The sequence below is a fragment of the Citrobacter freundii complex sp. 2024EL-00216 genome, from assembly GCF_043945515.1.
GTDB classification, from domain to species: Bacteria; Pseudomonadota; Gammaproteobacteria; order Enterobacterales; family Enterobacteriaceae; genus Citrobacter; species Citrobacter portucalensis.
Window position 1 is genome coordinate 19,119 of the sequence record NZ_JBIMRA010000029.1, and the last position, 18,144, is coordinate 37,262.

Sequence of the window (18,144 nt, forward strand, 5' to 3'; positions counted from 1 at the left end):
TTTAACGGTAAATAGAGGAAAGCTTTAGTTAGTATCAATATCCAATATTATCTATAGTAAACGTGTACATTTTAAAGTAGTACCATCAGCAGTATTAAATCGTTAAGTTTATTAATGTTAAATTTGAAGTGTGTAGTAACGTAAAGCCCTGACTGCAATAGTCGGGGCTTTTGTTCATTGTAGATCAAGCTGTTATCCAGGATGCTTAGCCGCGATGGTTCAACATTGCATCACTCAGTGGGTATTAAAAAAATTAATGCTTGCTTAATGATTAGAAGTAGGTCTACTATAGCGGCATCGGTTTGGAACACAGACCTTATGCAAGCAGTTTTAGTAAAGCAGTTCTCAGTTCAAGCGTTATCCTCAGATACTCTTCTTCATGAGCCTCCTCCCTAAGTGCCCCATAAGTTAATTTCTGCAAAACAGGCCATCTTCGCTGCATAAGCGGCTCAAAAACATGAAAGGAAGTATCTATGTCTAACAAAATGACTGGTTTAGTAAAATGGTTTAACTCTGATAAAGGCTTCGGCTTTATCACTCCTCAGGACGGTAGCAAGGATGTGTTTGTGCATTTCTCCGCTATCCAGAGTAACGATTTTAAAACGTTAGATGAAGGTCAAAAGGTGGAGTTCTCCGTGGAGAATGGCGCTAAAGGCCCGTCTGCTGTTAACGTTGTCGCGCTGTAATCGCCGATAATTTCACGAGCGCTTACGATAGCGATGAAGGCCAGAGCCCGAGCAGTTAAGTGTCAGTGAAGAAAAAACCCGCGAAAGCGGGTTTTTTTGTTTATGCGATTGCTCCTGACCTACGGTACCTGTGAAGCGCGCCCCAGATAGCTGTCCCAGTCTTTCCACACGGGCTGTAAACCCTGGGCCATGAGTGCTTCAGCAACGGCTTCTGGGCGACGATCGTCGTGTGGGGAGAACTGTTCCAGTTCGGGGTGGTTATCGGCATAACCACCGGGCTGGGTTTTTGAGAAGGCGCTGACGTTGTTGATCGCCAACGGGATCACATGGTCACGAAACCATGGCGATTCGCGGGTGGAGAGCGACAGCTCAATTTCTGGCGCCAGTAAACGAAACGCGCAAATGGTCTGGACCAACTGTCGCTCATCCATGATCGATGCAGGCTCAACGCCTCCGGTGCATGGGCGCAGGCGAGGGAAGGAGATAGAGTAACGGCTCTGCCAGTAATGCTGCTGCATCCATAGCAGATGTTCAGCCACCATATAGCAATCAACCCGCCAGCTGTCGGACAAACCAATCAACGCGCCAAGACCGATTTTGTCGATCCCTGCGCGGCCCAGCCTGTCCGGCGTTTCCAGGCGCCAGAAGAAATCCTGCTTTTTCCCTTTTAAATGGTGACGAGCGTAAGTTGCCTCATGATAACTCTCCTGATACACCATCACGCCATCCAGCCCCAGCGTCTTCAGCTCTGCATATTCAGCCTCTGACAACGGCTGTACCTCCATCTGTAAAGAGGCGAACTGGCGGCGAATGGCGGGCAAATGGCGACGAAAGTAATCCATCCCCACTTTTGCCTGATGTTCACCGGTGACCAGCAGCAGATGCTCAAAGCCCAGCTCACGGATAGCCGCACACTCCCGTATTATCTCATCTTCGTCCAGCGTTTTGCGTTTGATACGGTTGCTCATCGAAAAACCACAGTAGGTGCAGTCGTTGGCGCAAAGGTTGGAGAGATACAACGGCACGTAAAAGCTCACCGTGTTACCAAAACGCTGACGGGTGAGCTTCTGCGCCCGCTGCGCCAGCGGCTCCAGATAATCGGCGGCGGCAGGAGAGAGCAATGCCATCAGATCGTCGCGACTAAGATGCGAAGCGTTGAGGGCGCGCTCCACGTCAGCGGCGGTTTTACCGTTGATACGCAGGCGGATGTCGTCCCAGTCCATCTGTCGCCAGCGGTCGCTGAACGTTTTCATGCGAAGGCCTCCAGGAATCCGGTTAACGGGCTGGTGGGACTTGCCTGCGAACTTTTGCTTCCTGGTACCGCCTGGCGTGCCAGCAAGCCAGCTTCAACGGCCAGACGGAAGGCGGTTGCCATCATCACCGGGCTGTCGGCTACCGCGATTGCCGTATTGACCAACACCGCGTCGGCGCCCATTTCCAGCGCCTGCGTGGCGTGGCTGGGGACGCCGATGCCTGCATCAACCACCACCGGCACGGTCGCCTGTTGGATAATAATCTCCAGCATCGCTTTGGTTTCCAGCCCCTGATTAGAACCGATGGGCGCGCCGAGCGGCATGACTGCAGAACAGCCTACTTCTTCCAGCCGTTTGCACAGCACCGGATCTGCGCCACAGTAAGGCAGTACCACGAAGCCCTTTTTCACCAGTGCTTCTGCGGCTTTCAATGTTTCGATTGGATCGGGTAACAGCCAGCGGGCGTCCGGATGGATTTCTAATTTCAGCCAGTTTGTGCCCAGCGCTTCACGCGCTAACTGGGCAGCAAAAATCGCCTCTTCAGCGGTTTTTGCCCCCGAAGTGTTGGGCAACAGCGTCACACCAGCTTCTACCAGCGGCGCCAGAATGGCATCGTTGTGCTGACGCAAATCCACGCGCTTCATGGCCAGCGTTACCAGTTGGCTGCCGGAGGCGCGAATCGCCTCGACCATCAGCTGCGATGAAGCAAACTTTCCGGTGCCGGTGAACAGATGCGAATCAAACGTTTTGTCGGCAATACGTAACATATCAACCCCCTGCAATAACCTGAAAAAGCAGGATCTGGTCGCCTTCCTGCACGATTTGCTGCTCCCACTGCTCGCGCGGGAGGATCTGCTGATTGAGCGCCAGCGCCGCGCCCGGTTTAAGCTGATTAAGCGCAGTGAGCAGCCCACTGACGGTTTGTCCTTCGGCGCACTGCATCGGCTCATCATTGAACTGAATCTGCATGTTGCCCTCCGCATACCGGGCAGCCGCTGGCGCGTCGTAGTGCGAAGCTGCGCCACTGGCTGGTTTTACCGTCAAACAGGCGTAGCTCTCCGCTGGGCGTCTCAATACCGCTGAGCAATTTAATCGCTTCCAACGCTTGCAAGGTGCCCATCACGCCCACAACTGGTCCGACGATACCGGCGGTACGGCAGTTGCGTTCGGGCTCTACATCGTCCGGCCACAGGCAGCGGTAACATCCTTGTTCCCACGGGGGCGTCAGCACCATCAGTTGGCCGCCAAAGCCGACGGCGCTGGCGGTGACGAGCGGGGTGTTGAGCGTTACGCAGGCGGCGTTAATTTCCTGGCGCGTGGCCATGTTATCGGTACAGTCGAGCACCACATCGGCACGCGCTACCGCATGCCGAAGCGCATCGCCTTTCAGTCGCTGCTGGAGTGACACCAGCTCGATATCTGGGTTGAGCCGCGTCAGGCGCTGCTGGGCAACCTGCGATTTTGAACGTGCGATATCATCAGTGGTAAACAGGATCTGGCGCTGCAGGTTGCTCAGATGAATGTCGTCATCGTCTACCAGCGTCAATTTTCCGATGCCTGCTCCCGCCAGATACAGCGCGGCAGGCGAACCTAACCCGCCTAAACCGACAATCAGCACATGGCTATCGAGTAGCTTTTGCTGGCCTTCAATGGCGATATCGCCGAGCAGGATCTGCCGGCTGTAACGCATAAAGTCGCGGTCATTCATCGCCCACTCCCGCGATATCCAGTAGTTGGGCCGTGGCGACCTGCCAGTCAGCCGCCTGGGTAATGGCGCTGACCACGGCAATGCTGCCGACGCCGGTCGCCAGTACCGCCGGGGCGCGCTCAAGGCTGATACCGCCAATGGCGACGGTCGGGTAATCCGCTAGTCGTTCAATATGGTTTGCCAGTTGCGTGAGTCCCTGCGGGGCGGAAGGCATCTGTTTGGTTTGCGTGGGAAAAACATGACCCAGCGCGATATAAGAAGGCTTAGCGGCGAGCGCGATGTCGATTTCCATATCATCGTGAGTGGAGACCCCCAGGCGCAGCCCCGCCGCCTGAATCGCCTTCAGGTCAGTGGTTTCAAGATCTTCCTGGCCCAGATGTACGCCGTAAGCGCGGTGCTTAATTGCCAGACGCCAGTAGTCGTTGATAAACAGGCGGGCGTCATAGCGACGCCCCAGTTCAATGGCGGCCATAACGTCGGCTTCGACCTCTTCATCACGCTTATCTTTAATGCGCAGTTGGATCGTGCATACGCCCGCCTGCAGCAAGCGTTCAATCCATTGCACGCTGTCCACCACCGGGTAAAGCCCGAGGCGAAACGGCACGGTCGGGAAATCAGGCTGGTACATTACGCCTCCTCTTTTTTGAGGTAGATTTCGCCGCCTTTGGCGCGGAAGTTCTCCGACATATCTGCCATGCCGACTTCAATCGTTTGTGCAGCAGCGTAGTCGCGAACCTCCTGGCTGATTTTCATCGAGCAGAACTTCGGCCCGCACATGGAGCAGAAGTGGGCGACCTTACCGGATTCTTGTGGCAGGGTTTCATCGTGGTAGGCACGGGCGGTGAACGGGTCGAGCGCGAGGTTAAACTGGTCTTCCCAGCGGAATTCGAAGCGCGCTTTCGACATGGCGTTATCGCGGATCTGCGCGCCCGGATGACCTTTTGCTAAGTCAGCTGCATGGGCGGCAATCTTGTAGGTAATCAACCCTTGTTTAACATCTTCTTTGTTCGGCAGGCCGAGGTGCTCTTTTGGCGTGACGTAGCACAGCATCGCGCAGCCAAACCAACCGATCATCGCCGCACCGATCCCGGAAGTGAAGTGGTCGTAGCCCGGCGCGATATCGGTGGTCAACGGTCCTAAAGTGTAGAACGGTGCTTCATGGCAGTGCTCCAGCTCTTCAGTCATGTTGCGCTGGATCATATGCATGGGCACATGACCCGGGCCTTCTATCATCACCTGCACGTCGTATTCCCAGGCGATTTTGGTCAGCTCGCCCAGCGTATGCAGCTCGGAGAACTGCGCTTCGTCGTTCGCATCCTGAATTGAACCCGGGCGCAGGCCGTCACCCAGCGACAAAGAGACGTCGTAGGCGGCGCAGATTTCGCAAATCTCGCGGAAATGTTCGTACAGGAAGTTCTCTTTGTGATGAGAAAGGCACCATTTCGCCATAATTGAACCGCCGCGTGAGACAATGCCGGTCAGGCGTTTGGCAGTCATCGGCACGTAGCGCAGCAGCACGCCCGCGTGAATGGTGAAGTAGTCGACGCCCTGTTCGGCCTGCTCCAGCAGCGTGTCGCGGAAGGCTTCCCAGGTGAGATCTTCGGCGATCCCGTTGACCTTCTCCAGCGCCTGGTAGATCGGCACAGTACCGATCGGTACCGGACTGTTACGCAGGATCCACTCGCGGGTTTCGTGGATATAGCGACCGGTGGAGAGATCCATCACCGTGTCAGCGCCCCAGCGCGTCGACCACACCAGCTTCTCTACCTCCTCTTCAATGGAGGAGGTGACGGCAGAGTTACCAATGTTGGCGTTAACCTTCACCAGGAAGTTGCGACCGATAATCATCGGCTCGGATTCCGGGTGGTTGATGTTGGCAGGAATAATCGCGCGGCCCGCGGCCACTTCATCACGCACGAATTCCGGCGTGATGTTTTCCGGCAGGCGTGCACCAAAGTTCATCCCCGGATGCTGGTGACGCAGCACTTCACTGCGAATGCGCTCGCGGCCCATGTTTTCACGGATGGCGATGAACTCCATCTCCGGGGTCACTATTCCCTGGCGGGCGTAGTGCAGTTGGGTGACTCGCTTACCCGCTTTGGCGCGCTTTGGCGTCAGCAGGCCGGTGAAACGCAGCTCGTCCAGGCCATCGTCGGCCAGACGTTCTTTGGTATAAGCGGAACTCCGGTCGTCTAATTCTTCGCTATCGTTACGCGCCGCAATCCACGGTTGGCGCAGCTTTGCCAGACCCTGCTGGACGTTAATCGCCACGTCAGGATCGCCATACGGTCCGGAGGTGTCGTATACCGGAACGGCTTCGTTCTCTTCGAACTGCGGGTTGTCTTTTGTGCCGCCAGTCAGCGTTGGGCTGAGCTGAATTTCGCGCATCGGAATGCGGATATCCGGCTGCGAACCGGTAATATAAATGCGTTTTGAGTTAGGGAAGGCGGTCCCTTCCAGGGTATCGATAAAATGTTGGGCCTGGGCGCGCTGTTCGCGGCGTGATGGTTTAGTAGTGGCAGACATAGCTCATTCCAAATAAAAGTAAGGATATGGCTTGTCAGACGACGGATGAAGCAAGAGAGAAGCTCGCCCGGAGGCGATGCTATTGTAGATTGACTCTTGTTCCCTTCGCAGGTTTTAACCTGATCAGGTTCCGCGGATCCCGAATTAACGGTCTCAGCCTTTTCCACTCATGCTGCTGTGGAAAATAAGCACTCCGACAAGAAGTAACCTCAGTAAAGAGGTAATGAATGTAAACTACGCGTTAATGCCGTAAATCTCAAGCATGACGTTTGAGAGTGCTGCTCTCGTGCATCGCGTCAAATACCAGCATGATCAGCTTATCTTCCAGCACGAATCGGGCTTCCAGTGCTTCGCCGAGATCCGATAAAACCTGTTGAAATTCAAGGAAGTTATCATGATCAATCGCAGTTTCCAGGCTGGAGTCATAGTAGTCCATGATCAGCTGCGTATTGGCTTCCAGCAGCGGCCAAATTTTTGTGGCTTTTAAAAGCTGCCCGTTCCCTTCCAATTTATGGAGAATACGTTCATAAATACTGAAGTGTCCGGTGGAGAGGTAATCGACCAGGCTCTGACAAAAATCATCCAGCGCTTTTTCATTGAGTCGCATGTACGATTCTTTGCCAGGCTTAATGCCAACCAGATTGTAGTAAGCCACGAGCAGGTGCTTACGTACATGTAGCCAGCGATCAACCAGTTTATTACTTCCTCCGACGTGCTCCGTCAGGCTTTCCAGCTGGTTTAACATGATTGACTCCGCAAGATGGTGTTTAGGAACTGCTCACCCGTAAATGTAAAAATAATGTAAACAACATGCCTGTGAAGCAAAGGTTGCGCAAGAGATATGGATCGTATAATTGAAAAATTAGATAGCGGCTGGTGGATCGTCAGTCATGAGCAAAAGTTATGGTTACCTCATGGCGAGCTACCTTATGGCGACGCAGCCCGTTTTGATCTGATTGGTCAGCGCGCGCTGCCAATAGGCGAGTGGGAAGGGGAGACTGTCTGGCTGGTGCAGCAGCAGCGTCGACACGATATGGGGTCGGTGCGCCAGGTCATTGACCAGGACGTTGGCCTGTTTCAACTGGCCGGACGCGGCGTACAGCTGGCGGAGTTCTATCGCTCGCATAAATTCTGCGGCTACTGCGGCCATCCCATGCACCCGAGTAAAACGGAGTGGGCGATGCTCTGTAGCCACTGCCGTGAACGTTATTACCCGCAAATTGCCCCGTGCATAATCGTCGCTATTCGCCGAGATGATTCCATCCTGCTTGCCCAACATGTTCGCCATCGTAACGGCGTGCATACCGTACTGGCGGGTTTTGTCGAAGTAGGTGAGACCTTAGAACAGGCGGTGGCGCGTGAAGTTATGGAAGAAAGCGGGATTAAGGTGAAAAATCTGCGCTATGTCACTTCTCAGCCGTGGCCATTCCCACAGTCTTTGATGACCGCATTTATGGCGGAGTATGATAGCGGCGAAATCGTCATCGACCCGAAAGAGCTGCTGGAAGCGAACTGGTATCGCTATGACGACTTACCGCTCTTACCCCCGCCGGGTACAGTCGCGCGTCGATTGATTGAAGACACTGTGGCAATGTGTCGGGCTGAGTACGAGTAAAGAGCGAGTGGTGATACACTGATGGACTGACGCAATAAGGAACTGCAAAAATGACCGAACTGAAGAACGATCGTTATCTGCGTGCGCTGCTGCGCCAGCCCGTTGATGTCACTCCGGTATGGATGATGCGCCAGGCAGGCCGCTATCTACCGGAATACAAAGCTACCCGTGCCGAAGCGGGCGATTTTATGGCGCTGTGCAAAAATGCCGAGCTGGCCTGCGAAGTCACGTTGCAGCCGCTGCGTCGCTATAAACTTGATGCCGCGATCCTCTTCTCGGATATCCTGACGATCCCGGATGCGATGGGACTCGGGCTGTATTTTGAAGCAGGAGAAGGTCCACGCTTTACCTCTCCAATTACCAGCAAGGCTGACGTCGACAAACTGCCGATCCCGGATCCGGAAGATGGGTTGGGGTACGTGATGAACGCGGTGCGTACTATCCGCCGTGAACTGAAAGGCGAAGTGCCGCTGATCGGCTTCTCCGGTAGTCCGTGGACGCTGGCGACCTACATGGTTGAAGGCGGCAGCAGCAAAGCCTTCACCGTGATTAAAAAGATGATGTACGCCGATCCTAAAGCGCTGCATCTGCTGCTTGATAAGCTGGCGAAGAGCGTCACGCTGTACCTGAACGCGCAGATCAAAGCGGGTGCGCAGTCGGTGATGATTTTCGACACCTGGGGTGGCGTGCTGACCGGTCGCGACTATCAGCAGTTCTCTTTGTACTACATGCACAAAATCGTTGATGGCCTGCTGCGCGAGAACGAAGGTCGTCGCGTACCGGTGACGCTGTTTACCAAAGGCGGTGGTCAGTGGCTGGAAGCGATGGCGGAAACCGGCTGTGATGCGTTAGGTCTCGACTGGACCACTGACATTGCCGATGCGCGTCGTCGTGTAGGTCATAAAGTGGCGCTCCAGGGCAATATGGATCCGTCCATGCTGTATGCGCCGCCAGCCCGCATCGAAGAAGAGGTGGCGACAATTCTGGCCGGATTCGGTCAGGGTGAAGGGCATGTCTTTAACCTGGGCCACGGCATTCATCAGGACGTCCCGCCAGAACATGCGGGTGTCTTTGTGGAGGCGGTACATCGGTTGTCCGAACAGTACCACCGCTAAGGAGTCATCATGGATCTCGCGTCATTACGCGCGCAGCAGCTTGAACTGGCCTCTTCAGTGATCCGCGAGGATCGTCTGAAGACCGATCCGCCGGATCTGATCGGCGGGGCGGACGTTGGGTTTGAGCAGGGTGGCGAAGTGACGCGAGCCGCGATGGTCTTACTGAAGTATCCCACGCTTGAACTGGTCGAATACAAGGTGGCGCGTATCGCCACCACCATGCCCTACATTCCCGGTTTTCTCTCCTTTCGTGAAACTCCCGCGCTGATGGCCGCCTGGCAACTGCTCTCGCACAAGCCAGATCTGCTGTTCGTTGACGGTCATGGCATTTCTCACCCGCGTCGTCTGGGCGTGGCCAGCCATTTTGGCCTGCTGGTGGATGTCCCGACGATCGGCGTGGCGAAAAAGCGGCTGTGCGGCAAGTTTGAACCGCTCGCTGCTGAACCTGGTGCGCTAGCGCCGTTGCTGGATAAAGGTGAACAACTGGCATGGGTCTGGCGCAGCAAAGCGCGCTGTAACCCGTTGTTTATTTCCACGGGCCACCGCGTGAGTATGGACAGCGCACTGGCGTGGGTTCAACGCTGTATGAACGGCTATCGTTTGCCGGAACCCACACGCTGGGCAGATGCGGTGGCATCCGAACGCCCGGCTTTTACTCGGCTTGCAGCAAAAACGCCCCATATCGGGTAAACTGCGGCTAATTTCCGTATTTGAGAACTCATCATGTTACAAAATCCGATTCACCTGCGTCTGGAGAAGCTGGAAAGCTGGCAGCACGTCACGTTTATGGCTTGTCTGTGCGAACGCATGTACCCAAACTACGCCATGTTCTGCAAGCAAACTGAATTTGGCGATGGACAGATTTACCGCCGAATTCTGGATCTGATTTGGGAAGCGCTGACGGTTAAAGACGCGAAAATCAATTTCGACAGCCAGCTGGAAAAATTTGAAGAGGCCATTCCTTCTGCAGACGATTACGATCTGTACGGTGTTTATCCGGCGATTGATGCCTGTGTGGCATTAAGCGAACTGATGCATTCGCGTCTTAGCGGTGAAACGCTGGAGCATGCAATCGAAGTGAGTAAGGCTTCGATTACGACGGTTGCGATGCTGGAAATGACTCAGGCTGGTCGCGAAATGACCGATGAAGAGCTCAAAGAGAACCCTGCCGTTGAGCAAGAATGGGATATTCAGTGGGAAATTTTCCGACTTTTAGCCGACTGTGAAGAACGCGATATTGAGCTGATAAAAGGGCTGCGTGCAGACCTGCGCGAGGCTGGCGAGAGCAATATTGGTATAAATTTTCAGCAATGACACCACAAAACGTGATTTAACGCCTGATTTGTCGTGCCTGAAGGCTTCCCATCCGCCCCCGGTCTGGTCTACATTTGGGGGGCGAAAAAAAGTGGCTATCGGTGCGTGTATGCAGGAGAGTGCTTTTCTGGCATTTCCGTCGCACTCGATGCTTAGCAAGCGATAAACACATTGTAAGGATAACTTATGAACAAGACTCAACTGATTGATGTAATTGCAGACAAAGCAGAACTGTCTAAAACACAGGCTAAAGCTGCTCTGGAATCCACTCTGGCTGCTATTACTGAGTCTCTGAAAGAAGGCGATGCTGTACAACTGGTTGGTTTCGGTACCTTCAAAGTGAACCACCGTGCTGAGCGCACTGGCCGCAACCCGCAGACCGGTAAAGAAATCAAAATCGCCGCAGCTAACGTACCGGCATTTGTTTCTGGTAAAGCACTGAAAGACGCGGTTAAGTAATTCGCGTGGCAGTGAACAGTTTTAACGAAGGGGCGGTTTCGCCCCTTTTGTCCATCTGGCGTCATACGCTTTGGCTTTCAGGTGTTCTGTTACTGTCTGCCTGCGGTAGCCATTCTGAGCTTCCTCCTTTCACGGCCAGCGGCTATGTTGGCGATCAGGGGGCGGTACGCATTTGGCGTAAAGACTCCGGTGACGATGTTCACTTGCTCTCGGTATTTAGTCCGTGGCGTAAAGGCGAAACCACTACCAGTGAATACCGCTGGCAGGGTGATTCGCTCTCTCTGATAGAACTCAACGTTTACAGTAAACCGGCTGAACATGTCCGTATACGCTTCGATGACCGGGGCGAACTGAGCTTCATGCAGCGTGAAGTCGACGGGCAAAAGCAGCAGCTTTCCAGCGATCAAATCGCGCTTTACCGCTATCGAGCCGATCAAATTCGCCAGACCAGCGATGCGCTGCGTCAGGGGCGGGTGATATTGCGTCAGGGACGTTGGCATGCGGATAACACGGTCACAACCTGTGAAGGTGAAACGCTGAAGCCAGACCTGGAGTCGTGGGCGATAAACCATATCGAGCGCCGCCAGAGACATTCATCCGTAGAGGTGAGTGTGGCATGGCTGGAAGCGCCCGAAGGGTCGCAGCTACTGCTGGTCGCCAATGAAGATTTTTGTCACTGGCAGCCTACAGCCAAAACTTTCTGAAAACCTGAATACAGGAAATCAGCAGGCCTGATCCGTATAGCGTCATCAGGCATTAAGTCTTTTACCAGTGGCCCATTCCCATATGGCCGCCGCCGCGATGGTTACCGCCACCGCCGCATCCGCCGTAGCCCATTCCCGCGCCACGTGGCACGCCAGCCTGCGCCATTGCGACATCACGTTTAACGCGCTGCTCGTCCAGAGACTGATTCAACGCTTCCATCTCTTTTGCAACGGCGTTAATTTTTGCCGTGTCCGGCGAGCTGGCCGTTAATAGTGCATTGTACTCATAACGTTTGGATGTCAGCTGTTGGCGCAACGCGCTGGTCTGGGAATAATAATCATCATAGATTTTCTGTGCGGCAGCCTGCTGCTCAGCGGTCATTGGCGTACCGCCCCGTTGCTGCATTCCGTCGCCATATCCCCAGTGATTCTGTGCCAGTACCGGGGTGGAGCCAAGTGCGATAAGAGAAAGTGCAATCAGTGCCAGTTTGTTGTTCCGTTTCATCGTTCGTTCTCCTGTTGGTTACTTACATTCCCTTTTGCATCTTCCGTGCCAAAGCGGCAATCCCAGTCCTGCGGGCGTTGTACCCGCCGTCTTTGCAGGGAAACGAGTAAAAATGACTCGCCAGAACGCGTCAGCGAGTCATTTTTACCCGTTACTTTCAGCTGTTTGTGTCTGAGGGCAGGGTTATCAGGGGGAAAAAATGGCATGATTTCTGCTGTATACCTGCAACGATGAAAGGAACAAGCGGGGTGAAGGGAGAGCGTATGCGTCTTTATAAGGATACGGTGGCAAAGTGGTTGAGCCGACTCTTGCTAGCGGCAATCCTGGTTTTGGTCGGCTGGTTTTCGATTATGACCATTCGGGACTATGGGCGGGAAAGTGGTGCCGCGCGGCAAACGCTACTGGAAAAAGGCAGCGTGCTCATTCGCGCTCTGGAGTCTGGTACGCGCGTAGGCATGGGGATGCGCATGCATCATGCCCAGCAGCAGACGCTACTGGAGGAAATGGCTGTACAGCCTGGCGTGCTATGGTTTGCTGTCGTCGATGAGCATGGTGTCATTATTACCCACAGCAATTCCGCGATGGTCGGCAAAACGCTCTATTCATCGGATGTCCTGCGACAGCTTAGCCCTGGGGAGCAAGAAAGCTGGCGGAATATTGAAATTCCAGCGAGGGATGGTGAAAAAACGCCAGCACTGGAAATTTATCGCCAGTTTCAGCCGATGTATGGTCCAGGACGCCACGGCATGGCGCGCTGTGCCAGTAATGACGGGCAGCTTATCACCCCAGCACAAACCATATTTATCGCCTTTGATGCCAGCGATTTGACAGCGACTCAGGCAAGGGAGTGGCGTAATACACTGATAGTCCTCTCTGCGCTGGCGGCTGTGTTGCTGGCCACCGTGCTGACGTTCTTCTGGTATCAGCGCTATCAGCGCTCGTACAAAGAACTCCAGGATGCGATGAAGCGTAAAGAAAAACTGTTAGCACTCGGTCATCTTGCGGCTGGGGTGGCACATGAAATTCGTAACCCGCTTTCATCGATCAAAGGGTTAGCGAAGTATTTTGCCGAGCGAACCCCGGCAGGAGGCGAGTCGCACGAGTTGGCACAGGTGATGGCGAAAGAGGCGGATCGTTTAAATCGGGTGGTGAGCGAGTTGCTGGAGCTGGTGAAACCTGCACATCTGACGCTGCAAAAGGTGGATCTCAATGAGGTTATCACCCACTCATTACACCTGGTGAGTCAGGATGCGGCAAGCCGGGAAATCCAGCTCCGCTTTTCGGCCAATTCTACGCTGCCCGCTATCCAGGCCGATCCTGACCGACTGACTCAGGTTTTGTTGAATCTGTATCTGAACGCCATTCATGCGATTGGTCGTCAGGGCACGATCACGGTTGAAGCGAATGAAAGCAGCGGCGATCGCGTTAAAATTGTGGTTACCGATAGTGGGAAGGGGATTGCGGCGGAACAGCTGGAGGCCATTTTTACGCCTTACTTTACGACCAAAGCTGACGGAACCGGCCTCGGGCTGGCGGTAGTGCAGAACATTATCGAACAGCACGGTGGCACCATTCAGGTGGCAAGCGTTGAGGGCAAAGGCGCGACCTTTATCCTTTGGCTGCCGACCAAAGCGAAACAACAGGATTAACAAGGATGACGCGCGGAAAAATCAATATTCTGGTGGTAGATGACGATATTAGCCACTGCACCATTTTACAGGCGCTGCTGCGCGGCTGGGGTTATGAGGTCGCGCTGGCCTATAGCGGGCGAGCGGCGCTGGAACAGGTGCGCGAACGCGTATTTGATTTAGTGCTGTGTGATGTACGCATGGCGGAGATGGACGGCATCGCAACGCTGAAAGAGATTAAAGCGCTGAATCCGGCGATTCCGGTCTTGATCATGACGGCGTTTTCCAGTGTGGAGACCGCCGTTGAGGCGCTTAAAACCGGGGCGCTGGACTACTTAATCAAGCCGCTGGATTTTGACCGTCTGCAGGAGACGCTGGAAAAGGCGCTGGCGCATACGCGGGAAACGGGCGCTGAACTGCCATCGGCGTCGGCTGCGCAGTTTGGCATGATTGGCAGCAGTCCGGCGATGCAGAAGTTGCTCAATGAAATCGCGATGGTTGCGCCCTCGGATGCTACGGTGCTTATTCACGGAGACTCCGGTACGGGGAAAGAGTTGGTGGCCCGGGCGCTGCATGCCAGCAGCGCCCGTCGCGATAAACCGCTGGTGACGCTCAACTGCGCGGCGCTTAATGAATCGCTGCTGGAGTCCGAACTTTTTGGTCACGAGAAAGGGGCGTTTACCGGGGCGGATAAACGGCGGGAAGGTCGCTTTGTGGAAGCCGATGGCGGCACGTTATTTCTTGATGAAATCGGTGATATTTCACCGCTGATGCAGGTACGTCTGCTGCGGGCTATCCAGGAGCGAGAAGTGCAGCGTGTTGGTAGCAATCAGACTATTGCGGTTGATGTCCGGCTGATCGCCGCCACGCATCGTAATCTGGCCGAGGAAGTCAGTGCCGGGCGCTTTCGTCAGGATCTCTACTATCGCCTGAACGTCGTCACCATTGAAATGCCAGCGCTGTGCCAGCGCCGGGAAGATATTCCGCTGTTAGCCGAACATTTTCTCCAGCGTTTTGCCGCGCGTAACCGTAAAGCGGTGAAAGGCTTTACTCCGCAGGCGATGGATCTGCTGATCCACTACGACTGGCCGGGCAATATTCGTGAGCTGGAAAATGCGATTGAGCGCTCGGTGGTGCTGCTGACGGGAGAATATATTTCCGAACGCGAGCTGCCGATGGCGATTGCCGCGACGCCGATAAAAACGGAATTCAGTGGCGAGATCCAACCGCTGGTGGATGTCGAAAAAGAGGTGATTCTGGCGGCGCTGGAAAAAACGGGCGGCAATAAAACGGAAGCCGCCCGTCAGTTAGGCATTACGCGTAAAACGCTGCTGGCGAAAATTTCGCGTTAGCGTTGCTCGCGTTCAATGGCGCGCCAGCCGATGTCGTTACGGCTGAAGCTGCCATCCCAGCGGATGTCGGTCATCAGGGCGTAAGCGCGTTTCTGCGCTTCAGCCACGGTATGACCCAGGGCGGTGGCGCACAGCACGCGACCACCGCTGGTCAACACACGATCGTCTTCGGCGAGTTTAGTGCCCGCATGGAACACTTTTCCGTCTTCTACTTCTTCCAGCGGCAGACCGTGGATCTCATCTCCGGTGTTGTAGTTGCCCGGATAACCTCCGGCAGCAATGACGACACCCAGCGAGGCGCGTTCGTCCCACTCGGAGGTTTTCTCATCCAGCTTGCCGTCGCAGGCGGCCAGGCAAAGCTCCACCAGGTCCGATTTCATGCGTAGCATGATCGGCTGGGTTTCCGGATCGCCGAAGCGGCAGTTGAACTCGATAACCTTCGGATTGCCCTGTTTGTCGATCATCAGACCCGCGTACAGGAAACCGGTGTAGGTATTCCCTTCCGCCGCCATACCTTTTACGGTTGGCCAAATAATGCGTTCCATGGTGCGCTGATGCACTTCATCAGTTACCACCGGTGCTGGTGAGTAAGCACCCATACCGCCGGTGTTCGGGCCAGTGTCGCCGTTGCCTACGCGTTTGTGGTCCTGGCTGGTGGCCATCGGCAGCACGTGCTCACCGTCGACCATTACGATAAAGCTCGCTTCTTCGCCGTCGAGGAACTCTTCGATCACGATACGGTGGCCCGCATCGCCAAAAGCGTTACCTGCCAGCATGTCATGAACGGCGGCTTCTGCTTCCTCCAGCGTCATCGCCACGATAACGCCTTTACCAGCAGCCAGGCCGTCAGCTTTGATGACGATCGGCGCGCCTTTCTCACGCAGATAGGCCAACGCTGGCTCAATCTCAGTGAAGTTCTGATATTCCGCCGTCGGGATCTGGTGACGGGCGAGGAAATCTTTGGTGAAGGCTTTGGAGCCTTCCAGCTGTGCAGCACCTTCGGTTGGCCCGAAGATCTTCAGGCCAGCGGCGCGGAACGCATCGACCACGCCAATCACCAGCGGCGCTTCCGGGCCGACGATGGTCAGGTCAATTTTCTCGTTCTGGGCAAAGCTCAGCAGAGCTGGAATATCGGTGACGCCGATAGCCACGTTCTGCAACGCGGGCTCCAGTGCGGTACCGGCGTTACCCGGTGCGACAAAAACGGTATCAACCAGCGGGGACTGTGCGGCTTTCCAGGCCAGGGCGTGCTCGCGCCCACCGTTGCCAATCACTAATACTTTCATCGTCTGCTCCGTGGATTAATGGCGGAAGTGGCGCATGTCGGTAAAGATCATCGCGATACCGTGTTCATCGGCAGCGGCAATGACTTCGTCATCACGGATAGAACCACCGGGCTGGATAACGCAGCTCACGCCAACGGCGGCGGCAGCATCAATACCATCGCGGAACGGGAAGAAGGCGTCAGAGGCCATTGCTGAGCCTTTCACTTCCAGACCTTCGTCAGCCGCTTTAATCCCGGCGATTTTTGCGGAGTACACGCGGCTCATCTGGCCTGCGCCTATGCCGATAGTCATGTTCTCTTTGGCATAAACAATGGCGTTGGATTTCACGAACTTGGCGACTTTCCAGCAGAACAGTGCATCGCGCAGCTCTTGCTCGGTCGGCTGACGTTTGGACACCACGCGCAGTTCGCCTTCGCTCACCATCCCCAGATCCCTGTCCTGAACCAGCAAACCGCCGTTAACGCGTTTGAAGTCCAGGCCCGGTACACGTTGTGCCCACTGACCGCAGGTCAGAACGCGAACGTTCTGTTTGGCGGCGGTGATTTTCAGTGCGTCTTCGGTTGCGGACGGGGCGATGATCACTTCCACGAACTGACGGGAGATAATTGCCTGCGCGGTTTCGGCATCCAGTTCGCGGTTGAAAGCGATGATGCCGCCGAACGCGGAGGTTGGGTCGGTTTTATAGGCGCGGTCGTAAGCGTCGAGAATAGAGGTACTTACCGCCACGCCGCACGGGTTAGCGTGCTTAACGATCACACAGGCTGGCTCGCTGAACTCTTTCACGCACTCCAGCGCCGCGTCGGTATCGGCGATGTTGTTGTAGGAAAGCGCTTTGCCCTGTACCTGCTGCGCGGTGGCAACGGACGCTTCTTTAACATTCTCTTCTATATAGAAGGCAGCCTGCTGGTGGCTGTTCTCGCCGTAGCGCATATCCTGCTTCTTAATGAAGTTCAGGTTCAGCGTACGCGGGAAACGACCGGCGGCCTCTTTGCTCTCACCGTGGTAAGCCGGAACCATGCTGCCGAAGTAGTTGGCAATCATGCTGTCGTAGGCGGCGGTGTGTTCGAAGGCTTTAATCGCGAGGTCAAAGCGGGTTTCCAGAGTCAGGGAGCCTTCGTTGGCATCCATCTCTTTAATAATGGCGTCGTAGTCGCTGCTCTTCACAACGATCGCTACGTCTTTATGGTTCTTGGCTGCGGAACGCACCATGGTCGGGCCGCCGATATCAATGTTCTCTACCGCATCTTCCAGCGAGCAGCCTTCGCGTGCCACTGTCTCGGCGAACGGATACAGGTTTACAACCACCATATCGATAGGGGCGATACCGTGCTGTTCCATAATTCCGTCATCCTGACCGCGACGACCAAGAATGCCACCGTGGACTTTCGGATGCAGGGTCTTCACGCGTCCATCCATCATTTCCGGGAAGCCGGTGTAATCGGAAACTTCGGTCACTGGCAGACCTTTCTCCGCTAACAGGCGCGCAGTGCCACCTGTAGACAGCAGCTCCACACCACGTGCGGAAAGTGCCTGAGCGAATTCGATGATACCGGCCTTGTCAGAAACACTGAGCAGAGCGCGGCGGACTGGACGACGTTGTTGCATGGTAAATCCCCTGGATTTGACTATTACAGAGAGCGTTAGGTGAATTCTTGGCTAAAAACTCAGCTAACGCCCCTTACGGGGCATCCTTGTTTTGCGGGGGCATTGTAACGAAAACGTTTGCGCAACGCTCGCGAATTTTTAATTTTCGATTTTGACCTCTTCTTTTTCTGTTGAAGGAGGCTGATATAACGAGAGGATCGTAGAAACGATCGTATGGTTTGTGGATAACTCTGTGCGTAAATGGGTATAAAGCGGGGTTTCGCTGTGGAATGCAGCAGTCAGTCATTTTTCTGTCATTTAAGGGTTGCGGGCCGCAGGAAACTCCCTATAATGCGCCTCCATCGACACGGCGGATGTGAATCACTTCACACAAACAGCCGGTTCGGTT

Annotated in this window: 20 protein-coding genes and 1 riboswitch; of the genes, 9 read left to right on the top strand and 11 right to left on the bottom strand. The window is 54.9% G+C overall.

All coding sequences use genetic code 11. The annotated features are described in order from the left end of the window. Positions 1 to 473 precede the first annotated feature (473 nt). Positions 474 to 686: a cold shock protein CspG gene (gene cspG, locus ACHHZ7_RS22800; protein WP_003033098.1), complete on the top strand. Its 213-nt coding sequence runs from the start codon at positions 474 to 476 to the stop codon at positions 684 to 686. Between the two features lie 119 nt (positions 687 to 805). On the opposite strand, the gene thiH is transcribed toward cspG, so the two are convergent. The 7 genes from thiH to ACHHZ7_RS22835 all read right to left on the bottom strand — a co-directional run bounded on the left by thiH (position 806) and on the right by ACHHZ7_RS22835 (position 6,918). After that, positions 806 to 1,939 carry a 2-iminoacetate synthase ThiH gene (thiH, locus tag ACHHZ7_RS22805; RefSeq protein WP_060683068.1) on the bottom strand — a complete coding sequence of 378 codons (1,134 nt, stop codon included), beginning with the start codon at positions 1,937 to 1,939 and terminating at the stop codon, positions 806 to 808. Further along, positions 1,936 to 2,706: a thiazole synthase gene (thiG, locus tag ACHHZ7_RS22810; protein ID WP_032945651.1), complete on the bottom strand. Its 771-nt coding sequence runs from the start codon at positions 2,704 to 2,706 to the stop codon at positions 1,936 to 1,938. Before thiG ends, thiH begins: the two co-directional genes overlap by 4 nt. 1 nt (position 2,707) lies before the next feature. Next, entirely contained in the window at positions 2,708 to 2,908 is a 201-nt protein-coding gene (thiS, locus tag ACHHZ7_RS22815; protein WP_016155307.1) for a sulfur carrier protein ThiS, read from the bottom strand. Then, positions 2,889 to 3,647: a HesA/MoeB/ThiF family protein gene (locus ACHHZ7_RS22820; RefSeq protein WP_003826902.1), complete on the bottom strand. Its 759-nt coding sequence runs from the start codon at positions 3,645 to 3,647 to the stop codon at positions 2,889 to 2,891. The genes thiS and ACHHZ7_RS22820 overlap by 20 nt, the downstream gene beginning before the upstream one ends. Continuing rightward, entirely contained in the window at positions 3,640 to 4,275 is a 636-nt protein-coding gene (thiE, locus tag ACHHZ7_RS22825; protein ID WP_060683069.1) for a thiamine phosphate synthase, read from the bottom strand. The genes ACHHZ7_RS22820 and thiE overlap by 8 nt, the downstream gene beginning before the upstream one ends. Beyond that, entirely contained in the window at positions 4,275 to 6,173 is a 1,899-nt protein-coding gene (gene thiC, locus ACHHZ7_RS22830; RefSeq protein WP_032945653.1) for a phosphomethylpyrimidine synthase ThiC, read from the bottom strand. Before thiC ends, thiE begins: the two co-directional genes overlap by 1 nt. Before the next feature lie 83 nt (positions 6,174 to 6,256). Beyond that, positions 6,257 to 6,379, bottom strand: a riboswitch (TPP riboswitch). Positions 6,380 to 6,429: 50 nt separating this feature from the next. After that, positions 6,430 to 6,918: an Rsd/AlgQ family anti-sigma factor gene (locus ACHHZ7_RS22835; RefSeq protein ID WP_003826892.1), complete on the bottom strand. Its 489-nt coding sequence runs from the start codon at positions 6,916 to 6,918 to the stop codon at positions 6,430 to 6,432. Positions 6,919 to 7,014: 96 nt separating this feature from the next. Between ACHHZ7_RS22835 and nudC the strand changes: the two genes are divergently transcribed. The 6 genes from nudC to ACHHZ7_RS22865 all read left to right on the top strand — a co-directional run bounded on the left by nudC (position 7,015) and on the right by ACHHZ7_RS22865 (position 11,380). After that, complete coding sequence (nudC, locus tag ACHHZ7_RS22840; protein ID WP_003033074.1) at positions 7,015 to 7,788, top strand: NAD(+) diphosphatase; 774 nt, start codon at positions 7,015 to 7,017, stop codon at positions 7,786 to 7,788. Positions 7,789 to 7,838: 50 nt separating this feature from the next. Continuing rightward, positions 7,839 to 8,903, top strand: a complete 1,065-nt coding sequence (gene hemE / locus ACHHZ7_RS22845) for a uroporphyrinogen decarboxylase (RefSeq protein ID WP_003826889.1) — start codon at positions 7,839 to 7,841, stop codon at positions 8,901 to 8,903. A 9-nt stretch (positions 8,904 to 8,912) separates the two neighbouring features. Further along, on the top strand, positions 8,913 to 9,593 hold the full coding sequence (gene nfi, locus ACHHZ7_RS22850; RefSeq protein ID WP_060683070.1) for a deoxyribonuclease V: 681 nt from the start codon (positions 8,913 to 8,915) through the stop codon (positions 9,591 to 9,593). 33 nt (positions 9,594 to 9,626) lie between these two features. Further along, on the top strand, positions 9,627 to 10,217 hold the full coding sequence (locus ACHHZ7_RS22855) for a YjaG family protein (RefSeq protein WP_003842015.1): 591 nt from the start codon (positions 9,627 to 9,629) through the stop codon (positions 10,215 to 10,217). A 186-nt stretch (positions 10,218 to 10,403) separates the two neighbouring features. Then, the gene (hupA, locus tag ACHHZ7_RS22860; RefSeq protein WP_001044509.1) at positions 10,404 to 10,676 is read left to right on the top strand and encodes a nucleoid-associated protein HU-alpha; all 273 of its coding nucleotides are present in this window, start codon (positions 10,404 to 10,406) and stop codon (positions 10,674 to 10,676) included. Positions 10,677 to 10,687: 11 nt separating this feature from the next. Beyond that, positions 10,688 to 11,380 carry a DUF1481 domain-containing protein gene (locus ACHHZ7_RS22865; RefSeq protein ID WP_032945667.1) on the top strand — a complete coding sequence of 231 codons (693 nt, stop codon included), beginning with the start codon at positions 10,688 to 10,690 and terminating at the stop codon, positions 11,378 to 11,380. 61 nt (positions 11,381 to 11,441) lie between these two features. Here ACHHZ7_RS22865 and zraP read toward each other — a convergent pair whose 3' ends face one another. Together zraP and ACHHZ7_RS22875 are read right to left on the bottom strand one after the other, a co-directional pair. Next, entirely contained in the window at positions 11,442 to 11,885 is a 444-nt protein-coding gene (zraP, locus tag ACHHZ7_RS22870) for a zinc resistance sensor/chaperone ZraP (RefSeq protein ID WP_032945657.1), read from the bottom strand. Continuing rightward, positions 11,882 to 12,091: a hypothetical protein gene (locus ACHHZ7_RS22875; protein WP_008787108.1), complete on the bottom strand. Its 210-nt coding sequence runs from the start codon at positions 12,089 to 12,091 to the stop codon at positions 11,882 to 11,884. Before ACHHZ7_RS22875 ends, zraP begins: the two co-directional genes overlap by 4 nt. A 57-nt stretch (positions 12,092 to 12,148) precedes the next feature. On the opposite strand from ACHHZ7_RS22875, the gene zraS reads away from it, so the two are divergent. Together zraS and zraR are read left to right on the top strand one after the other, a co-directional pair. Then, the gene (gene zraS, locus ACHHZ7_RS22880; RefSeq protein ID WP_060683071.1) at positions 12,149 to 13,534 is read left to right on the top strand and encodes a two-component system sensor histidine kinase ZraS; all 1,386 of its coding nucleotides are present in this window, start codon (positions 12,149 to 12,151) and stop codon (positions 13,532 to 13,534) included. A 5-nt stretch (positions 13,535 to 13,539) separates the two neighbouring features. After that, complete coding sequence (gene zraR / locus ACHHZ7_RS22885) at positions 13,540 to 14,865, top strand: sigma-54-dependent response regulator transcription factor ZraR (RefSeq protein WP_060683072.1); 1,326 nt, start codon at positions 13,540 to 13,542, stop codon at positions 14,863 to 14,865. On the opposite strand, the gene purD is transcribed toward zraR, so the two are convergent. After that, positions 14,862 to 16,151 (bottom strand): phosphoribosylamine--glycine ligase, encoded by a 1,290-nt coding sequence (gene purD / locus ACHHZ7_RS22890; protein WP_048227505.1) that lies wholly within the window; start codon positions 16,149 to 16,151, stop codon positions 14,862 to 14,864. The two genes, zraR and purD, sit on opposite strands and share 4 nt — an antisense overlap. Before the next feature lie 15 nt (positions 16,152 to 16,166). Beyond that, positions 16,167 to 17,756 (bottom strand): bifunctional phosphoribosylaminoimidazolecarboxamide formyltransferase/IMP cyclohydrolase, encoded by a 1,590-nt coding sequence (purH, locus tag ACHHZ7_RS22895; RefSeq protein ID WP_008787105.1) that lies wholly within the window; start codon positions 17,754 to 17,756, stop codon positions 16,167 to 16,169. Positions 17,757 to 18,144 lie beyond the last annotated feature (388 nt).

Bases quoted from the DNA above. Each gene is read 5' to 3' on its own strand.
- cspG (WP_003033098.1), top strand. From the start codon at position 474: ATGTCTAACAAAATGACTGGTTTAGTAAAATGGTTTAACTCTGATAAA.
- thiH (WP_060683068.1), bottom strand. From the start codon at position 1,939: ATGAAAACGTTCAGCGACCGCTGGCGACAGATGGACTGGGACGACATC.
- thiG (WP_032945651.1), bottom strand. From the start codon at position 2,706: ATGTTACGTATTGCCGACAAAACGTTTGATTCGCATCTGTTCACCGGC.
- thiS (WP_016155307.1), bottom strand. From the start codon at position 2,908: ATGCAGATTCAGTTCAATGATGAGCCGATGCAGTGCGCCGAAGGACAA.
- ACHHZ7_RS22820 (WP_003826902.1), bottom strand. From the start codon at position 3,647: ATGAATGACCGCGACTTTATGCGTTACAGCCGGCAGATCCTGCTCGGC.
- thiE (WP_060683069.1), bottom strand. From the start codon at position 4,275: ATGTACCAGCCTGATTTCCCGACCGTGCCGTTTCGCCTCGGGCTTTAC.
- thiC (WP_032945653.1), bottom strand. From the start codon at position 6,173: ATGTCTGCCACTACTAAACCATCACGCCGCGAACAGCGCGCCCAGGCC.
- ACHHZ7_RS22835 (WP_003826892.1), bottom strand. From the start codon at position 6,918: ATGTTAAACCAGCTGGAAAGCCTGACGGAGCACGTCGGAGGAAGTAAT.
- nudC (WP_003033074.1), top strand. From the start codon at position 7,015: ATGGATCGTATAATTGAAAAATTAGATAGCGGCTGGTGGATCGTCAGT.
- hemE (WP_003826889.1), top strand. From the start codon at position 7,839: ATGACCGAACTGAAGAACGATCGTTATCTGCGTGCGCTGCTGCGCCAG.
- nfi (WP_060683070.1), top strand. From the start codon at position 8,913: ATGGATCTCGCGTCATTACGCGCGCAGCAGCTTGAACTGGCCTCTTCA.
- ACHHZ7_RS22855 (WP_003842015.1), top strand. From the start codon at position 9,627: ATGTTACAAAATCCGATTCACCTGCGTCTGGAGAAGCTGGAAAGCTGG.
- hupA (WP_001044509.1), top strand. From the start codon at position 10,404: ATGAACAAGACTCAACTGATTGATGTAATTGCAGACAAAGCAGAACTG.
- zraP (WP_032945657.1), bottom strand. From the start codon at position 11,885: ATGAAACGGAACAACAAACTGGCACTGATTGCACTTTCTCTTATCGCA.
- ACHHZ7_RS22875 (WP_008787108.1), bottom strand. From the start codon at position 12,091: ATGCCATTTTTTCCCCCTGATAACCCTGCCCTCAGACACAAACAGCTG.
- zraS (WP_060683071.1), top strand. From the start codon at position 12,149: ATGCGTCTTTATAAGGATACGGTGGCAAAGTGGTTGAGCCGACTCTTG.
- zraR (WP_060683072.1), top strand. From the start codon at position 13,540: ATGACGCGCGGAAAAATCAATATTCTGGTGGTAGATGACGATATTAGC.
- purD (WP_048227505.1), bottom strand. From the start codon at position 16,151: ATGAAAGTATTAGTGATTGGCAACGGTGGGCGCGAGCACGCCCTGGCC.
- purH (WP_008787105.1), bottom strand. From the start codon at position 17,756: ATGCAACAACGTCGTCCAGTCCGCCGCGCTCTGCTCAGTGTTTCTGAC.